At 48.6% G+C, this 16,063-nt stretch carries 19 protein-coding genes and 1 tRNA gene; 2 read left to right on the top strand and 18 right to left on the bottom strand.

Annotation, left to right across the window (positions count from 1 at the left end; genetic code table 11):
- Positions 1–2 precede the first annotated feature (2 nt).
- From IPK84_04010 to IPK84_03990, 5 genes are all read right to left on the bottom strand, one after another.
- Positions 3–1,694: a peptidoglycan DD-metalloendopeptidase family protein gene (locus IPK84_04010; GenBank protein ID QQS15506.1), complete on the bottom strand. Its 1,692-nt coding sequence runs from the start codon at positions 1,692–1,694 to the stop codon at positions 3–5.
- Positions 1,695–1,825: 131 nt separating this feature from the next.
- The gene (locus IPK84_04005; GenBank protein ID QQS15505.1) at positions 1,826–2,482 is read right to left on the bottom strand and encodes a hypothetical protein; all 657 of its coding nucleotides are present in this window, start codon (positions 2,480–2,482) and stop codon (positions 1,826–1,828) included.
- 35 nt (positions 2,483–2,517) lie between these two features.
- Positions 2,518–2,760, bottom strand: a complete 243-nt coding sequence (locus IPK84_04000) for a hypothetical protein (GenBank protein QQS15504.1) — start codon at positions 2,758–2,760, stop codon at positions 2,518–2,520.
- A gap of 89 nt (positions 2,761–2,849) precedes the next feature.
- Positions 2,850–3,473, bottom strand: coding sequence for a hypothetical protein (locus IPK84_03995; GenBank protein ID QQS15503.1), 624 nt, complete (start codon positions 3,471–3,473; stop codon positions 2,850–2,852).
- Between the two features lie 51 nt (positions 3,474–3,524).
- Complete coding sequence (locus tag IPK84_03990; protein QQS15502.1) at positions 3,525–4,253, bottom strand: site-2 protease family protein; 729 nt, start codon at positions 4,251–4,253, stop codon at positions 3,525–3,527.
- 121 nt (positions 4,254–4,374) lie between these two features.
- Here IPK84_03990 and rpmB point away from each other — a divergent pair, with 121 nt between their 5' ends.
- Both rpmB and mscL read left to right on the top strand, forming a co-directional pair.
- On the top strand, positions 4,375–4,551 hold the full coding sequence (gene rpmB / locus IPK84_03985) for a 50S ribosomal protein L28 (GenBank protein QQS15501.1): 177 nt from the start codon (positions 4,375–4,377) through the stop codon (positions 4,549–4,551).
- A 28-nt stretch (positions 4,552–4,579) separates the two neighbouring features.
- Positions 4,580–5,008, top strand: a complete 429-nt coding sequence (mscL, locus tag IPK84_03980) for a large-conductance mechanosensitive channel protein MscL (GenBank protein QQS15500.1) — start codon at positions 4,580–4,582, stop codon at positions 5,006–5,008.
- A 125-nt stretch (positions 5,009–5,133) separates the two neighbouring features.
- Here the strand turns inward: mscL and IPK84_03975 are convergent.
- The 13 genes from IPK84_03975 to IPK84_03915 all read right to left on the bottom strand — a co-directional run bounded on the left by IPK84_03975 (position 5,134) and on the right by IPK84_03915 (position 15,953).
- A tRNA-Pro gene (locus IPK84_03975) sits at positions 5,134–5,204 on the bottom strand.
- 889 nt (positions 5,205–6,093) lie between these two features.
- A complete protein-coding gene (locus IPK84_03970; GenBank protein ID QQS15499.1) occupies positions 6,094–6,285 on the bottom strand; it encodes a hypothetical protein in 192 nt (63 codons plus the stop codon).
- Between the two features lie 189 nt (positions 6,286–6,474).
- Positions 6,475–7,083, bottom strand: coding sequence for a nucleoside-diphosphate kinase (locus IPK84_03965; GenBank protein ID QQS15498.1), 609 nt, complete (start codon positions 7,081–7,083; stop codon positions 6,475–6,477).
- 66 nt (positions 7,084–7,149) lie between these two features.
- On the bottom strand, positions 7,150–7,857 hold the full coding sequence (locus tag IPK84_03960) for a ribonuclease H-like domain-containing protein (protein QQS15497.1): 708 nt from the start codon (positions 7,855–7,857) through the stop codon (positions 7,150–7,152).
- 37 nt (positions 7,858–7,894) lie between these two features.
- Entirely contained in the window at positions 7,895–8,095 is a 201-nt protein-coding gene (locus IPK84_03955; GenBank protein ID QQS15496.1) for a DUF1508 domain-containing protein, read from the bottom strand.
- A gap of 44 nt (positions 8,096–8,139) precedes the next feature.
- Positions 8,140–8,997, bottom strand: coding sequence for an MBL fold metallo-hydrolase (locus tag IPK84_03950; GenBank protein ID QQS15495.1), 858 nt, complete (start codon positions 8,995–8,997; stop codon positions 8,140–8,142).
- 2 nt (positions 8,998–8,999) lie between these two features.
- A complete protein-coding gene (locus IPK84_03945; GenBank protein ID QQS15494.1) occupies positions 9,000–10,460 on the bottom strand; it encodes a ComEC/Rec2 family competence protein in 1,461 nt (486 codons plus the stop codon).
- Between the two features lie 13 nt (positions 10,461–10,473).
- Positions 10,474–11,817 carry a cell division protein FtsZ gene (gene ftsZ / locus IPK84_03940; protein QQS15493.1) on the bottom strand — a complete coding sequence of 448 codons (1,344 nt, stop codon included), beginning with the start codon at positions 11,815–11,817 and terminating at the stop codon, positions 10,474–10,476.
- A 282-nt stretch (positions 11,818–12,099) separates the two neighbouring features.
- Positions 12,100–12,510, bottom strand: a complete 411-nt coding sequence (gene lepB / locus IPK84_03935) for a signal peptidase I (GenBank protein QQS15492.1) — start codon at positions 12,508–12,510, stop codon at positions 12,100–12,102.
- Between the two features lie 280 nt (positions 12,511–12,790).
- On the bottom strand, positions 12,791–13,645 hold the full coding sequence (locus IPK84_03930) for a hypothetical protein (protein QQS15491.1): 855 nt from the start codon (positions 13,643–13,645) through the stop codon (positions 12,791–12,793).
- Between the two features lie 42 nt (positions 13,646–13,687).
- Positions 13,688–13,948: a hypothetical protein gene (locus IPK84_03925; GenBank protein ID QQS15490.1), complete on the bottom strand. Its 261-nt coding sequence runs from the start codon at positions 13,946–13,948 to the stop codon at positions 13,688–13,690.
- Between the two features lie 212 nt (positions 13,949–14,160).
- A complete protein-coding gene (ftsA, locus tag IPK84_03920) occupies positions 14,161–15,408 on the bottom strand; it encodes a cell division protein FtsA (protein QQS15489.1) in 1,248 nt (415 codons plus the stop codon).
- Positions 15,409–15,593: 185 nt separating this feature from the next.
- The gene (locus IPK84_03915) at positions 15,594–15,953 is read right to left on the bottom strand and encodes a diacylglycerol kinase family protein (protein ID QQS15488.1); all 360 of its coding nucleotides are present in this window, start codon (positions 15,951–15,953) and stop codon (positions 15,594–15,596) included.
- Positions 15,954–16,063 lie beyond the last annotated feature (110 nt).

Raw genomic sequence — 16,063 nt, 5'->3', positions numbered from 1 at the left:
CGTCAATCGAATAGCAGTTGCAAAGCCGCCGGACTCGCCTGCTTGGTCGAAGGCGTCTTTGTTGGTACCGCATCGGGATCCGGACCGGTTGCAGGAACGGACGCGCCTTGAACGACAAATGTCAGATCTTTGCAGTTATTCACCTCATTCACCTCTACAATCTGACTGTCATAGTCGATACACGCCCGAGCCGTATGTGTGCCGGTTTCGGCAACGACTTGGGATATATCGACGCTTTCAACTTTGGACATGCCTCCTTTGAGGTTTTCCCTCTTCACTTGATCAAATCCAACAAAAGCACCATCAACAGCGTAGGAAATACGGACAACATCCGGACCGAAATTCTCCCCGATATTGGCGACAGTCGCTTCCAATACGGTCGTATTCAGACTCAAGCCCGTCACCGCCACATCGGGATCGCTCACCACCGTGAACCGAACCTCGTCATAGCAATTGTCGCCTTCGTCGGATTCCGTAACCGCCTTGTCCCCACTGCTTCCATCCGTATCCGCGCACGCGGTGATGTTGAAGGTTCCCGGATATTCGAAAGGAGGGATGATTTGATAAACCCGGCGGGATTGTCCCGCCGCCAAGTCGTCCATACTCTCGTGTCCAAGATTGTCGGGATCGTGGTCGCGATAGTTTCCCTTGGACAGATAGCACCGATTCGCCCACTCGTCCCAAGCTCCGGCCTCTCCGGTGTTTTTCACCTGGATATTGCAGTAGCTTCGCTCTCCGATATGGATTTGGGAGAGATGTGGACTGTTGCTGTCAGCATCTTTCACGAGATACAATTCGTGAACGATGAGGTTGGGAAGGTCGCCGGAATGTTTGCCGCCGGTGATAGGGGGAGATGCGGACTGATCCTCAAACGATCCCCCAAACACATCGTCTACGGTCACAAAGAATGCAGACTCCGGGCAACTTTCGCTCGACACTTGAATGCAGATACCCCTATCCATATCATCGATAACATGATTTGAACCAGCGGTACATGTAGGGTCACTCGCATTCATTTTCCAGTATATCCAGCGGTTCTCATCAACCAATGTTGATGTCTTCGCTTTCGCCCAAGCACTCTGACCATTGTCAGACGTATACGAGTTCCCGCTCAGGAAGCCAACATATCCACTCATTGGTTCTGGACTTTTACCATTCCCATCCTTATATAAAGCAAAGTGGAGATGGACACCTGCATGACTATTTGAGCAGACAGATCCAACTGCATATCCAGTGTCACCAACTTTTCCAATAGAATACCCCTGAATTACAGGGGCGCCAACTTGGACCCTATCATCTACTTCGCTCAAATGAGCATAGCGAGTAAAGTAGCCGTCTCCGTGATCGAGGATAATATAGTTTCCATAGCCATCTGCAATCCCCCTCCTCGAAACCGGAAATACGGCGGACTTACCCCGAACAACCTTTGAAACTACGCCTGTCTGAGCTGCTACAACAGATGTTCCAAATATCTCGCAACCGCTACCGCCAGAGCCAACAAAGTCAAGTGCAAAACGATCCGAAGGCGCTGCATGACTATCAGATGGATCATTCCCTGACAACGACCAGTACCCGTGAGACACACGAATAGTCACTCCAGCTTCAAATGGGAGTTTAAGACTCGGTTGTCCCGCTAGCGCTTCCAGCGAGAAAAGTCCTATCAACAAAGAAAGGGCACTTCTACGCAAAGACATAAAGGAACCTCCTCTAGGTTTTTAAACAACACTCTCAGTACACCAAGAAATACTTCTTGCCAATACCAGTCAGACACCACAAGAAACTGATTCTCATGTCTCTTGCAATGCCACTCCTGCTTAGCACTTTTCTACAGAACCTCAACAGAGTCCAACATCTTAATAAACGCTCGATCCAATTCTTCCATCTGAGTAGTTCTGATACTACTATTATACTGGAGAGAAAATCGATATATCGAATATTCACCCTTACCTACGTCAGCTTTTGTCTTCACAAGAATATATGCCGGAATATACATATCCCTAGAAACATCTGACACACCATCTATAGCAATTGGGTCAAATTGGATACCTCGTACATGAGCAAACGCTTTATATTCATGTGTGTAAGTAAATTCTTTTGAGAACCCCCCAAGTTCAACATCTCGCAAAGTTTCCTCAATAATAGAAACTCTCCCGCTATCCGAAAAAACATGAGCAATAGGAGAAACACTCACGAGAGAGAAGGGGGAAATATGCGAAAGATCAACACTGAGACTGTGGACATTGTCACTATCAGCCATGAACACCTCGTCAACTTGCGCTAACTCCGGGATTAGAAAAGAAATGTTCATCCAGCCCTTCTGATTCTTTTGCCACTGAAGATCATCACCGCGGACCGTCTTCCATTCGTCATCCAAAACGCTTTGCTTGCCAATATTACTCAGCCCACACCAAAACACCCCAGCTCCGACAAGAAGCAATGTGAGAATTGAGATGATAATGATCGGGGTTCGTTGAAGTTTCATATGTTTTCAGATACTACCGAAGGGATTCGAATGTGTCAAGAACCAAAGCGAGCCAGCCCATTGAGATTGAGTCGATAGGCAACGTATGAGGTACAGTTGCAAGCGGCAAATCCCCATGAGCCATCCATCTTTCTTTCCACTGTCCATACGCTCGGACATAAACCACCGACTTTCTTGGAATTTTCATATCCTAAGTCCAACCCAGCCGAGACGACTATCGGACACATAACTCCAAACATTCCCAGAACAACCGGGAGAATTGTTAACGAACGATTCATGACCTTCTCCTGTTTCGTTTTGACGAGGCATTCTCTGGAGACTTCCAATGTTTTAGAAATCTCTTTGAAAATACATTTTTCCGCCCCTTCTACCGTATCTCTCGAATTCTCCCTAGTTCTTCTCGGAACGGAGTACCTAGGGAAACCATCACCCTACTATTGTAATCCAGCATCTCCTGGTCATTCGTGCAGGCCGCTTGAGAACCCTCATAATACACGTAAAACGAATCGAATGCCAATGCCGGACCTACCCAAGAATTCACCTGTGGATTCTCCTTAATCTGCTCTCCTTCTTCTCGACTTATAATACCAGCCGGAGCAATTTCCAAAGAACAATTCCTGCTATCGAATTTGACGAGTGTTCTCGTTGAAAACAAAGCAAGTTTTTTTGTAACTCCCTTCACTGGAACATGCCTCTCACCATTATACTTCGTAATAGGCCGTTCTTCATACATATACACCAAATCATCGGCAATATCTTTCGGCAATTGAATCTCGATTCCCAACTCGGGAATTTGATACCAAGCTTGTTCTTGTTCAGCTTGGGGGTCGCTGGCAGATGGCTGGTTTGCAGGAATTGTCACATCAGCAGATTTATTCTGAGTTTCTTGCGACTTTGTCCATTGAGCCTTCCCATACCAAAACACCCCCGCTCCGACAAGAAGCAAGGTGAGAATTGAGATGATAATGATTGGGGTTCGTTGAAGTTTCATACACTGGAGGGCTCTACCGGTGAAAATAAGACCTGTCAGGCGCGCACGCGATTAGGCTGCAATGCGCAGGAAGAAATCAAGGAAAATGCCGAGGGGCCATTGGATAAGGATGCCAAGGGGCGAGAAGATGACAAGCAAGAGAAAGATGAATCCGTATTGTTCGAGAAATATCACCGTTTCCGGGCGAAGCGAGAGCAGCGGATACAAGAGCTTCGAGCCGTCAAGTGGCGGGATCGGCACCATGTTAAACACGCCAAGAAGCACATTCCAGAAGATGATCATGAGAAGAAATCCGAGGAAAATTCCCGGCAGTGACCCGGCAACCGCATCAGCAAATCCGCCCCATCGATCCGACCATTCTCCGACGCGCCCGATAATACCAAAGAATCGAGCGAAAATATCCTGACGCTCCGCAAGGCTCACCGGAAGAATATGCGCGATGATCGCGGCAATGAATGCCAAGAGAAAGTTCGACCCCGGCCCGGCAAAAGCAACCACCACCGGCCCCCACTTCTGATTCTTGAGATTGTATGGATTGTATGGCACCGGCTTCGCCCACCCGAATGCAAGACCTGTCGTAAAAAACATCATGAGCGGCACCACGACCGACCCCATAAAGTCGACATGCGATACCGGATTGAGCGTGAGCCGACCCGAATACTGCGCTGTCTTATCGCCAAGCCAGAGCGCAATAACGCCATGCGCCACCTCATGCATGATGACGGTATAGAGCAAAATGACAAGGTAGAATCCAACGAGAACAAATTCCTGTGGCGACATAGGTAACCCTTAGAGCAAAAATGGGAGCGAAAATGAAACGCCAGAACGCAACACAACTCCAGTTGACGGAATGCCAACGCTATGATACCTTTTCTATCATACTTTTCCTAACGAATCAATTATGAGCAGAGTATGTGACCTCTCCGGCCGCGGCACCACTTCCGGAAACTCCCGAAGCCACTCGAATATCGCTACGCGACGCACCTTCAAGATCAACCTCCAGTCCAAAAAGATCGGGGGCGTCCGTATGAAGCTGAGCACTCGCGCGCTCCGAACGCTGACCAAAGTCAAGAAATAACCGCTTTGCTGCGGCATACTGTGTCACTATGACATCGTTCATTTCGGAATTCAAATCATTTGCCATCAGAGGAAACGTTATCGACCTCGCCGTCGGCGTTATTATCGGAACCGCTTTTGGTAAAATCGTCAGCTCCCTTGTGTCGGATATCCTCATGCCGCCCTTGGGACTCATCTTGAACAAGGTCAATTTCTCCGAACTCTACTGGAACCTCTCGAGCACACACTACTCCACGCTCGAAGCCGCCCAGAAAGCCGGTGCCCCGACGCTCAACTACGGACTCTTCCTGACGAATATCATCGGATTCGTCCTCACTGCGTTCGCCGTCTTCGTGTTCATCAAACAAATCAACCGCCTCCGCCCGGCAGAAAAGAAGGCAGATTCATCACCGAAGTCTTCGAAAGAGGAACTGCTCCTCACGGAAATACGAGACCTTCTGGCAAAACAGAAGAAATAACGCTTTCTATACCATAAAAGCTTTCATCCAAAAATCCCCCTTGCGGGGGATTTTTCTGTTAAGTCAGCAAGTATATTTTATACAGAGCGATCCACAGACCAAACCAAAGCTCTCACTCTCTCTTGTCGGGCTGCCGGGAATTGAACCCGGTCTACATCCACCCCATGGACGCGTACTACCGGTATACTACAGCCCGAATGACATATTCTTCTTACCTCCCACATAACCTATCACGCCCCCCAAGAAAAATCAAAAAGGCGATGATGTTTGCACCGCCTTTTTTAAGTTACATCCCCATTATTTTAGAGGGGGTTACTGTCCGTGAAATCCCTACATTATGTATAGATTTCCTGCTCTTGCAGCTGAGCTATCTTGAGTTGAAGAGCTTGTTTCCTCCGACGAAGCCCACCCCTCTCTTCTTCGGGGGTATTTGGGTCACTCAATCGAGCATCAACGTCAATAAGGTCGCTGGAAACTGACAAAGCCCTTAGCTCAAACCGAAGCAGGCTGTCGGCACCTGGAATACCTTCGTCAGATAGTGATAGCATTTTATTGCCTCTTACGGTTTCAATGGAGAGGTAGATGGACTGCCGGAAGACTCATTTCCCAGGACATCCTGTTTCACTGGGAAATCGAATGATGCAGGTGGCCTCACGAAACTGTGGCAGCATTTCCACCCTTCTCCTACTGTACGGCGCGACACTGCTGTCCCTTTACATGTTCCTTGATCTGTAGAGACATCGGTTGTCATAGAGAACGTCCTCCAAACTTTTTGTATTGTTAAGTCAACAAAAATCCCAACGTTTTCGTCGGGTGCCTTTTCTTTCTTCCTTTCCTTTTTCCTCCTTTAGGACAACCCCGACGAATATGTATGCCGCTTGCGCGCAATGACGCCCGCAAAGAGGACGAGATCACGAAGACCCCACCCTGTCGCACGCATAATATTGTTCGTCGACGTTGCCATGCCAACAGTATGCCACACGAAGAATTCCTGTCAAGAAGAAAGGCGAATCCCTATTGTAAATGAGACTCGCCTTTGTGAAATTGTAATTCCCGATGTCGGGATGAATCAGACCTCATCAGACTCAGACTCTTGATTGTCCGATGCGGTTCAACCCATTGGCACGAGCCCACCGGCATGTTTTCACACCTGTGCACGACGCAAGTACATCGAGATGCTTTATCCACTCCCGCCACGCAGCTGCAGCCAATGCAGTCGAAGCCTGCGCACTAAACACAATAAAATCCGAAAAAGCCACATCTGGTCTTTGTGCCATGATTTTCCCCTCGAGAAAAAAATTGGACCGGAAACTCACTCCAATTCCCTATGAAAAAGAACTACTCCATCTACCGGCACTTTGCGCCCTTTCTGTGATTCTGTCAATACCGGATGAAAAACCGACCTCTTGCAAAAAAGAGGTCGGTCTGAAAGCAAACGTCAAATCGGTAAAACACCGGAATATTCCCTACTCCAAAATTCCGTCCAGATTCACGTCATAGAGAATCGCTTCCTGTACGTGCCTATAGGAGAGAATTTCTTTCTCGGAAAACCAGATGGGAATTTCCTTCTCAGCCTCCGACGGATCGCCAGACGCATGGATAAGATTGCGAATAGAACGATTGCCTGTATCAGCCAATTGGTATGAATCTACCGTAAAGTCTCCGCGAATCGTCCCGACATCACTCCCCAAGGGCTCAGTCGCTCCCGTAAGTTTCCGGACGATGCCAACCGCGCTGTTTCCCTCCCACACCATCGCGACAACCGGTCCAGCAGAAAGATAGGTAGCATTCGAATTGAGAATCGCCATGCCATTCTCGCGGAACGTCTTGAATGGAGACTTCTCGCCTTTTTTCTCATAGGCAGCCGCCGCCTTCTTCCCGACATTTTCAAGCCATTCTTCGCCGCCCACCATGTAGTGTTCCGTCGCCATCTCGGGCGTCGGGATAAGCATTTTCATAGCAACCAACTTGAGACCGCTCCGCTCATATCGTCCAAGGATTTCTCCCATGAGCGATCGCTGCACCGCATCCGGTTTCATAATCACCAGTGTCCGCTCTCTCTGTACGTTTTCCATACACAATACAACAATGACTTATTGAGGAAGAATACCCGAAAAATTGAGGGAAATCAAGCAGGCGGATCAAAATCGCAAGTATTGGTCCCAATAACCATAGAGCGCTCCGGTCGCTTCAATGTCACGCACATTGTATCGGGCAATATCTTTGAATCGTCTCTCGCGGAAAAAGCGTGTAACACTGTCGCCGTCAATCCCATCACCCTTCGGCGTCGGGATACCGAATGCGCGACAGGCAAGATGCAGACTCGGGCGCCGGCGCGTCGCGCCGTAAAAAGTCATCTGATCCATAAGGTCGATATGCTTTACACCGCGCTGAAGCGGGAGATAGCGATTCGAGAGCAGATCGCGCGTCGGACGGATCTGATGCACCGCCGAACGCATCATAAGAAACGGGACATCGAAACCTCTCCCGTTAAAGGTGACAAACGCATCGTATTTCTCGGCAACACGCCAGAATTCTCCGATCATCTCCCCCTCTTCCATCGGCTTATACAAGACGCCATTCTCCTCAAACGACTCCGTCGATTCACCGGGCGCCTGAAAATAGACCGCCGACTTCGCCCGCTCGACATCAAGCATACCGATCGCGACAATCTCGCCCGTAAGCGGCGAGAACCCGAGACTATTCTTCACATCTTCAAGCGCCGCTTGATATTCCTGATCACTGAACGAATCTTCGCGAATCCATCGAGTGAGAACCTTTTGCGTTGTCTCGTCGAGCGCATCGAAATCTTCTCCAATTGTCTCTATATCAAAAACCAGCGTCGGCATACGAAATTTGTAAAACTGTTTCAGAAAAATTCCCCGCTCAGTTTCCTGAAGCTCGACGGAAGATGACGGTCGTATCGACGATTCCCGATCGACCGGACTCCAGCTTCACAAGGTTGATGGATTTTATGGCGGACTCTTTGGCTTGATACGTCTCGCTTGCACAAACCAACTCCCCGTTCCCTGCGACCAGTTCCCAAAAGAACTCGCCGTGAGGATTTTGTTTTATTTTGAATTTCATAGCATTTGTCTTTTTCTCCAGCATAACGAGCGACTGGCATTTCGTCAAAATGATGGCTCAGGAGCACTGCAAGACGTGTCCGGCAAGACAGAACATTCATAGATGATCGTTCCGGAAGTATCAGTTCGCCATACATGTACACCGCGACTGGCAAGACGTGCGAGCACCTCTTCGGACGGATGTCCATAGGAATTTTTCCCAACGGAAATAATCGCCTCTTCCGGCGTCATCCGATCGAGAAACTCGTCGCTCGTCGAATATTTCGAACCGTGATGCGCCACTTTGAGCACGCGGATATCGCGTGCCGGAAGCACACTTTCCTCTTTCGGCAAATCGCCCGTAAAAAGAAAGGTGTCGCGACCGATATACAGCAATTCGACGATGCTCGATGCGTTCGTGTTCTTCGGATTCGGCACGAAGTTCACTCCCGGAAAAAGCGTCTCGAGATGCATATCCGGGGCAAAATCAATGGAGAGTCCCGCACGCGGTTCGATACGTTGAATGCTATGGGAATCAATGGTCTGCCGAATCGCCCGCCCGATGGCCGATGTTTCCGGGAGCTCTGCAGAGAGAAGCATGTCCACCCTATATCGCGAAACGAGATCAGGAAAAGCACCTACATGATCCTGGTCGGGATGTGTAAGTAGGACTACTTCAATCGTTCGATCCCATGGCGGCAATTGGCGACCCAGCTCCGAGAGAAGTGCGCGTCCATTCTTTCCCGTATCAATAAGGAGCTGATTCGATCCAAATGAGATCAAGATTGCATCTCCTTGCCCTACATTGAGGAAAGCAACGTGCGCCCGAAATTCACTCTTCCCAACTATCAACATGCCCAGGTATGCCACTACAAAGCAGAGGAGCAAAACAACAAAAGTCCATATTTTCAGAGATGCTTTCATATCTATTTTTGAAAAGACATCACTTGCGGAAATCTCCTTCGGAGAAACATGAGCAACAGAACGACAACACCATACCACAACAACATAGCCCCTATACCGAAGCTTGACACCGAAACCAAAGCGAATCGCTGTACCGAAAAGAAGTGAACGATTTCAAGAATCGTCCGCGAAACAAGGAAAGCGGGTATTCCAAATATTTCTCCAAACCAAGGAAATATCACGCTACAGCAAAGCGCTATCGCACCAAGCATCATAGCAAGTGGCACGAGCGGCAAGACACACAGATTCACGAGAAGCGAAAGTATCGGAAACGAATGAAAGTGAAACAAAATGATCGGGAGCACAAAGAGTTCGGCTGCGAGAGTTGTCGCAAGAATATCACCCACATGAAGCGAAAGAAGCGCAAAAGGCGCGAGCAAAAAAATACCGATTGTCGCCGCAAATGAGAGTTGGAAACCAATGTCGTATCGAAGAAGAAGCGGGTTTATGAGCACCATGACAGCAGCCGCACACAAAATGCCATTTATCGGGCTTCCAACTCTTCCAATATGTGTTGCAAAGAGTGCAACCGAAACCATGATTGCCGCTCGAACCGCCGATGCCGGCGCTCCGACAATCGACACAAAGAAAATTATACCCAAAAGCACGCCCCACAGTGCCTGCTGTCGGTACAGCCCAAGAAATATAAGCGCACTCATGACGATGACGGCAATAATTGAGACATTGTATCCGGAGACAGCCACGATGTGCGAAAGTCCCGTGCGAGAAAATTCATTCTGAACAGCCTCCGGCAGTCGCCCGTCCCCGCCAACAAGCAAACCGAGAACAAGTCCGGATTCCGGCTCCGGTATTTCGTTCCGCAACACTCTCTCCACAACCTCACGAGTCCTGCGAACCCCGGAAGCAAACAGACTCTCGGATTTACCTTCCTTTGCCCATTTCTTTGGAAATCGGCATACATACCCAATACCATCCTTTGCCAGCACCTTCGGATAATCGAAACCCTCTGAGAATGTTGCCGGTCTCTCTAAAACGCATGAAAGAGCCAGCACGTCGCCTTCAGTAATATCCGCAAAGGATGGAAAGAATCCCAGAACCAAAACAGATGGGCAAGCGTTATTTTCACACGAGAGCGGCCGTAAAACCACCTGCTTGGCATTCTCCGTCTGTTTCACACGATCCACAACAATCGCTTGATCAAGGCGCACCAAGATATCAGGAAGCAACTCCCATTGCAGCAGACTCTGACTTGCGCGAAGCCATGACCCAAGGAAAATCAAAAGAAACAGCATCCCGTACACTCCTACCAGAGAGCGATATTGAAACTGCCAAACAAAAGCACATGCCAATGCAATCGAACTAGCCAGCAGAGCCGTTCCAAGAGACCATGAAAAAAAGAGGCCGTTTCCGACCCCTCCAATAATGCAGAGCATCCCGATTCGAAACACTTGCGAAACAGCCATACCGGAAAGGAGCTCAGTTTTTCTTCATCTTTCTTCGAATAAAGGCTGGCACCTCCAAGTCATCCTCTTCGGAGAAGTCATCCTTTGCATCGCTGCGAATCGGCGTCACTTGAGGTGCTATCTTCTCCTCAATAATCATTTTCGGCTCCAATTTCCGCGTAGGAAACATTCTTTCATGGACATCCTCATCCGTTGTCGGCCTTGTTACATCATCAGGCAACTCTTCCTGTCGAGAGGTACTCTCCACTGACTCAAACGATGTCGATGAAGCTGGCGCTTCACGAAGAGGAACCACTGCCTCGTGGACTACTCGGCGCTCTTGCAAATCCCGTTCATTGGCATGACTATCTTTCATCGCTGAAATACGAGAGAGTTTTCGGAATGGTTCCTCTGCCACACGCCCGGTATCAAACCCGGTCGCCACCACCGTAATCTGCACTTCACCCTTCCGCACCTGATCATCGGACACAGCGCCGAAAATCACTTTGGCATTCGGATCGATATTCTCGGTTATAATATTTGCCGCCTCGTTTATTTCGAGCATGGTGACATCGCTCGATCCGGAAATATTAAAGAGCACACCCTTGGCACCATCAATCGAGAGATCAAGTAGTGGACTGTTAATTGCGGCCTTCGCCGCTTCCAAGGCACGATTGTCGCCCGATGCAATGCCGATGCCCATCAATGCGCTGCCGCTATCCTCCATAATAGCGCGGACATCAGCAAAGTCGACATTCACAATCCCCGGCTTTGTTATCAAATCAGAAATTCCCTGGACACCCTGACGGAGTACGTCATCCACAATACGGAACGCGTTTATCAGCGTTGTTTTTCTATCGATAATGGAAAGCAATTTGTCATTCGGAATCGTGATGAGAGCATCCACTCGCTCCTGCATATTACGAAGCGCCTCCTCGGCAATCGCGCGACGCTGCGCTCCCTCGAAAGCAAAGGGTTTTGTCACCACGCCAACCGTCAACGCGCCAATCTCCTTGGCTGTCTCGGCGACAATAGGCGCAGCACCAGATCCGGTTCCGCCGCCCAGTCCACAGGTGACAAACACCATGTCCGCGCCTTTCAAGACTTCCTGAATCTCATCGCGATTCTCCTCAGAGGCCTGACGACCGATTTCCGGATTCATACCCGCACCAAGACCTTTAGTCAGGTTTTTGCCGATATGGATTTTCTCACTTGCTCGAGAATGATGGAGTGCCTGCGCATCGGTATTCACCACGACAAACTCAACTCCTTTTATCTTCGCCTCGATCATACGCGAAACCGCATTGCATCCGGATCCGCCAACACCAACGACTTTTATCTTTGCAAATGTTTCTATTGCCGGTTTGATTTCAGCCATATGCACGGAAGAGGTTTAGGCAAGAAGAAAAACAGGAATTTCAAACGCGACACTCGAACACAAAAAAGCGGGCTTCACGAGAATGCCCCACTTTATCACGAGGCAAAAAACAGTGTCAAGAAAAGCCGGATCGGATTCACCCCCGAATACGAAGAAGACTCCTCGAGGGACAGAACCAGAAGCCGGCTTGTGTGTCTTTATTTGAAAACTTCAGCAAAGGACACCCCCGAAAAATCCCTTACTACTGTCCAGTGTACCAGAGAATCAGAAAAACCTCAAATATTACTTCACATGTACTTTTCCTAAAAAATCTGACTGCCTTACGAAGCCGAATCTTGACGAATCCAGCGACCCGGCAGACACCTCTCCAAGCACGAAAAAGAGCCCCTGGGGAATCATGCCGCGAAACTGCTCCTTATAGGATGTCCAAATTTTCGCCCGCGCTGAAGAGATATGATACGCTTCTCCCTGTGAATTCTTCAATACGGCGTGATTTATCAGAAACTCACCCTCCCCATTCGAAAGAATGTCTACACCGAAACTGTCACCGGGAATTCCGCGAACCCGCTTTAGAATAGGCGCGTCATTCCCGCTAAAATGCAGCATTACAAAGTCATCTCGCTCCGGAAGATGACAAACGTACCACCCCAGTGAGATATCGATAGTATCCCCCGGAGAAAACAGTGGTTCCATGGAGGTTCCTCGAACTTCTCTCTTTTCGGAACGGGTTACACACTGCGCATCTTCTCTCAGTTCAACATGGGAAGGTTCATTCAGCAAAGAATACGTGCGCGCCTCCCTGAATATGCATATATACAAACCAAAAAACACAAAGGCGCTCGCTACACCACACGAGAGGAAAACAGGGATGACCCTCCTTCCACAGGAAGAGACCATATCATATCATCGCTTATCACATTGGGAATCAAAGGATTGCCATGCAAAAAACACTGTCCTCTTTCATACCTGGACACTACAAAGAAGCACACAGACAGTAAGACCGTGTATAGACAGCAGATCCTTGAGACTCAGTCACGGAGTATGTTTCACCACATGAATGAGAGGCATCCGCCGCACCCGCGCAATCCCCAGCTGAAGAATAGGCAGCTTTACATCCTCGTCCCCATGTCGACTGAATAGACCCGCCAGTGATTGAGTTTCGCTTTACATAACAACCTCCTGACACTACACCCGTACAGGAGCTACCTCCGCCAGAAGTAGTATTGGCAGCATCAACATATGCTTTTGTGGCAACATCGCTCGCGCTAATTGGCGAAGCAACGTCAGTAATACGGGCACCACTCGCGCTTATTCCAGCATACGCTTTTAATAAGCCTCCGATACCAAGCGCACCTGACTTATACTGAGACTCAGATCCGGTAGTCACATATGAGTTGGAGCCATCAGCAGGACCAGCAGAGGCGGACTGAACAACACGACGCACAATACGTTTCTCCGAACCAAATATTCCGGCTGTCTCTATAGAAGCGACATCGCCCAACTTATCCGAACATCCCATCTGCTGACCGGAGGTACTCTGAAATGATACTTGATATTCTCCCGACGAATTTTCCCCAGAAAGAATACCGTTGTGACAATTCCCATCAAGATGAGAAATAGCATCACTCGAACCTAGCTGATTCATACCTTTGATAACCGCCCTCGACCCCATATCAGCCGCCTGGAATGCGGTGATACTTGGAATTGAATCGGCATTGCCACTCCGCACCAAGAATACAACGAAACCGGTAACGCCTACCACTGCGAGAATTGACATTGATCTTCGAAAAAACGTTGCGGTTGCCGATGGAAGCCTCGTATGTTTCATATTTCTTACCTTAAAAATACTTTGAAAATCTCCTGCGCATCCCTATTTATTTGTATTTGCCTGCTCGTCCAAATCCATAAGCTGCTTCTGAATCGGCGCTTCATCGCCCTCATTTGTCTTCGTGCGAAGCAAGTCGAGTTCAAAAGATTGATGCACTGCGTCCACCTCAGCAGTCGAATCCGCACGCAACGAATCAAGCTCAGCAGAATCAGCCATGAGATCCGCGCTGTAAGCATCAGCGGAAGCATCTCCTGCCAAATCTTCAGAAACAGGATATACCTCTGCATCCTGATTCAAACTCATTGGCGATCTCTTCAAAATCAAGAGGAGCACGAAAACAATGAGAGGAACACTTATAATAAGAACAATCAGCCAATTCCTTCTCGAAGACGGAAGAAATCGCAAAGATTGAAAAGAAAACATAAAATACTATTAGGTGGTACGGATAGTATACAACAAAAACCCCGCCCAAAAAATTTCTTGCCCTCGTATTCCCACATTAACTACTTGGATTACTATGGCAGAAACTTCCCAAGGAATTTTTTTGTCCGATTCATAACATCACGGACACCTCCAGAAACCATCCAGGAAGAATGGCTCGAAATATGGTCGGCATTTGCTTCTGCCCACAGCACCAAGCCAACCGCTGTTGCAAATTCCGGATCATCTACGCGATCAAGCACCCCTCCCAAAGGTTTTGGATATCCGATTTGCACCGGTAGTCGAAGCGTCTCTTTGGCAAGATCAACGAGCCCGGGAAGCTTTGCGCCTCCACCGGTAAGCACGATACCTGCTGGCAAAAGTCCGGATCGACCAATCGCTTTCAACTCCTCGTCAACGTAGCGCAGAAGTTCCTCAACACGCGCCTCGATAATCTCAGCAACATGTCGGCGAGATACCCCTCCATCTTCCGAACTGTCCATTTCTGAAAGATCAACATCTTCCTGGGGATTAATGTCGTCAGGGAGAGCGCTTCCATAACGCAATTTTACCTCTTCAGCAACATCGATGGAAGTACGCAAACCAATGGCAATATCATTGGTGATATGTCCCGAACCTATGGGAAGTATTTTTACATGCAAAAGATCGCTCTCTTCAAAGACAGCAAGCGAAGTGGTATTCGCACCAATATCAACAAGAGCAACTCCAAGTTCTCGTTCACGCGTTCCCAAAACAGCCTCCGATGCCGCAAGGGGCGCCACTACAAATTGCTCAAGAGCTACACTGGTTTGTTCTAGCACTCGCGAGATATTTTTCGTATGTTGCGCAGCATCTCCGATCACCAATGCGGAAACCTCGAGCCGGACACCGCTCATGCCAAGCGGGTCTTTTATATTCTTTTCGTCATCGAGACGGTACTGTTTGGGAATAATATGAAGAATTTCTTGATTGGGCGATAATGCCGCGGAATTTCTCGCCTGCTCCAGCACTCGATTGATATCATCATCCAGAACTTCCCCATCGGCCTTCCCTACCGCAACCACTCCGCTCGCCTCACGGAAAAACACCTCATGTCCGCCAAGCGCAACAATCGCTTGGCCGACGGAGAACCCCGCCATTCCCTCGGCACGCGAAAGAGACTCAAGGAGAGCCCGGGCAGCTCCTTCCATGTCAACAACTGACCCGCGACGAATACCGGAGGATGCCACTGATCCAACGCCAACCACACGCAAAGCATCGTGGTCTTTCCCAGGAACAGCAATGACTGTCCGAATGGTCCCGGATCCGATATCAAGACCAACAACACAATTATTCTTTCCCATACAAAAATCGAGAGAGAAGCATTTTCAAAAAGGTACCAGAGAGACAGCTCATTGATTCAAGAAAGGAAGAATTTTAGAAACAACGGGTCAATACTCTCAAAAGCGAAACAGGAATGTCCAAGTATACTGGTACAGTATATCACAATATCATCCGATGCTTGAGCAATGTATCAGAGAAACCCAGCCTACGAAAAAAGTTCTGCCATTCGCGGAAAAAAAATAGCGAGACCTACTAAAAGCGCACCCGTAGCAGAAACAAGCACTGCAGCTGCCATCACATCCTTAATAATACGAGCATAGGGGTGGATGCGTGGCTGCAACACATCCATAATCCGTTCAACGGCAGTATTCACCAATTCAAGTGTGAGCACCCAGACAATACAGAGAATCAGCGCAACCCTTTCCAACACGGAAAGCTCAAATGCCAACATGCCAAATATTACAACACCGGCCACGAAAAGCTCTATCTGAAAATTCCGCTCGCCGCGAAGCACATAGCGAAAACCTCTTGCAGCAAATGAGAAGCTCCGCACTGTTCGATTCATAGAAATCGTTCCATCAGAATATATTCTCCCCTTACAATACTACCACGACTTTATCAGTCCAAGAAGCTACAGAGCATCCTTTAAAACACATGCCTGATCCATGGGGAGTA

It is taken from the genome of Candidatus Moraniibacteriota bacterium (assembly GCA_016699875.1).
Lineage (GTDB): Bacteria > Patescibacteriota > Minisyncoccia > Moranbacterales > UBA1568.
This window is presented reverse-complemented; position numbering and strand designations above follow the sequence as displayed.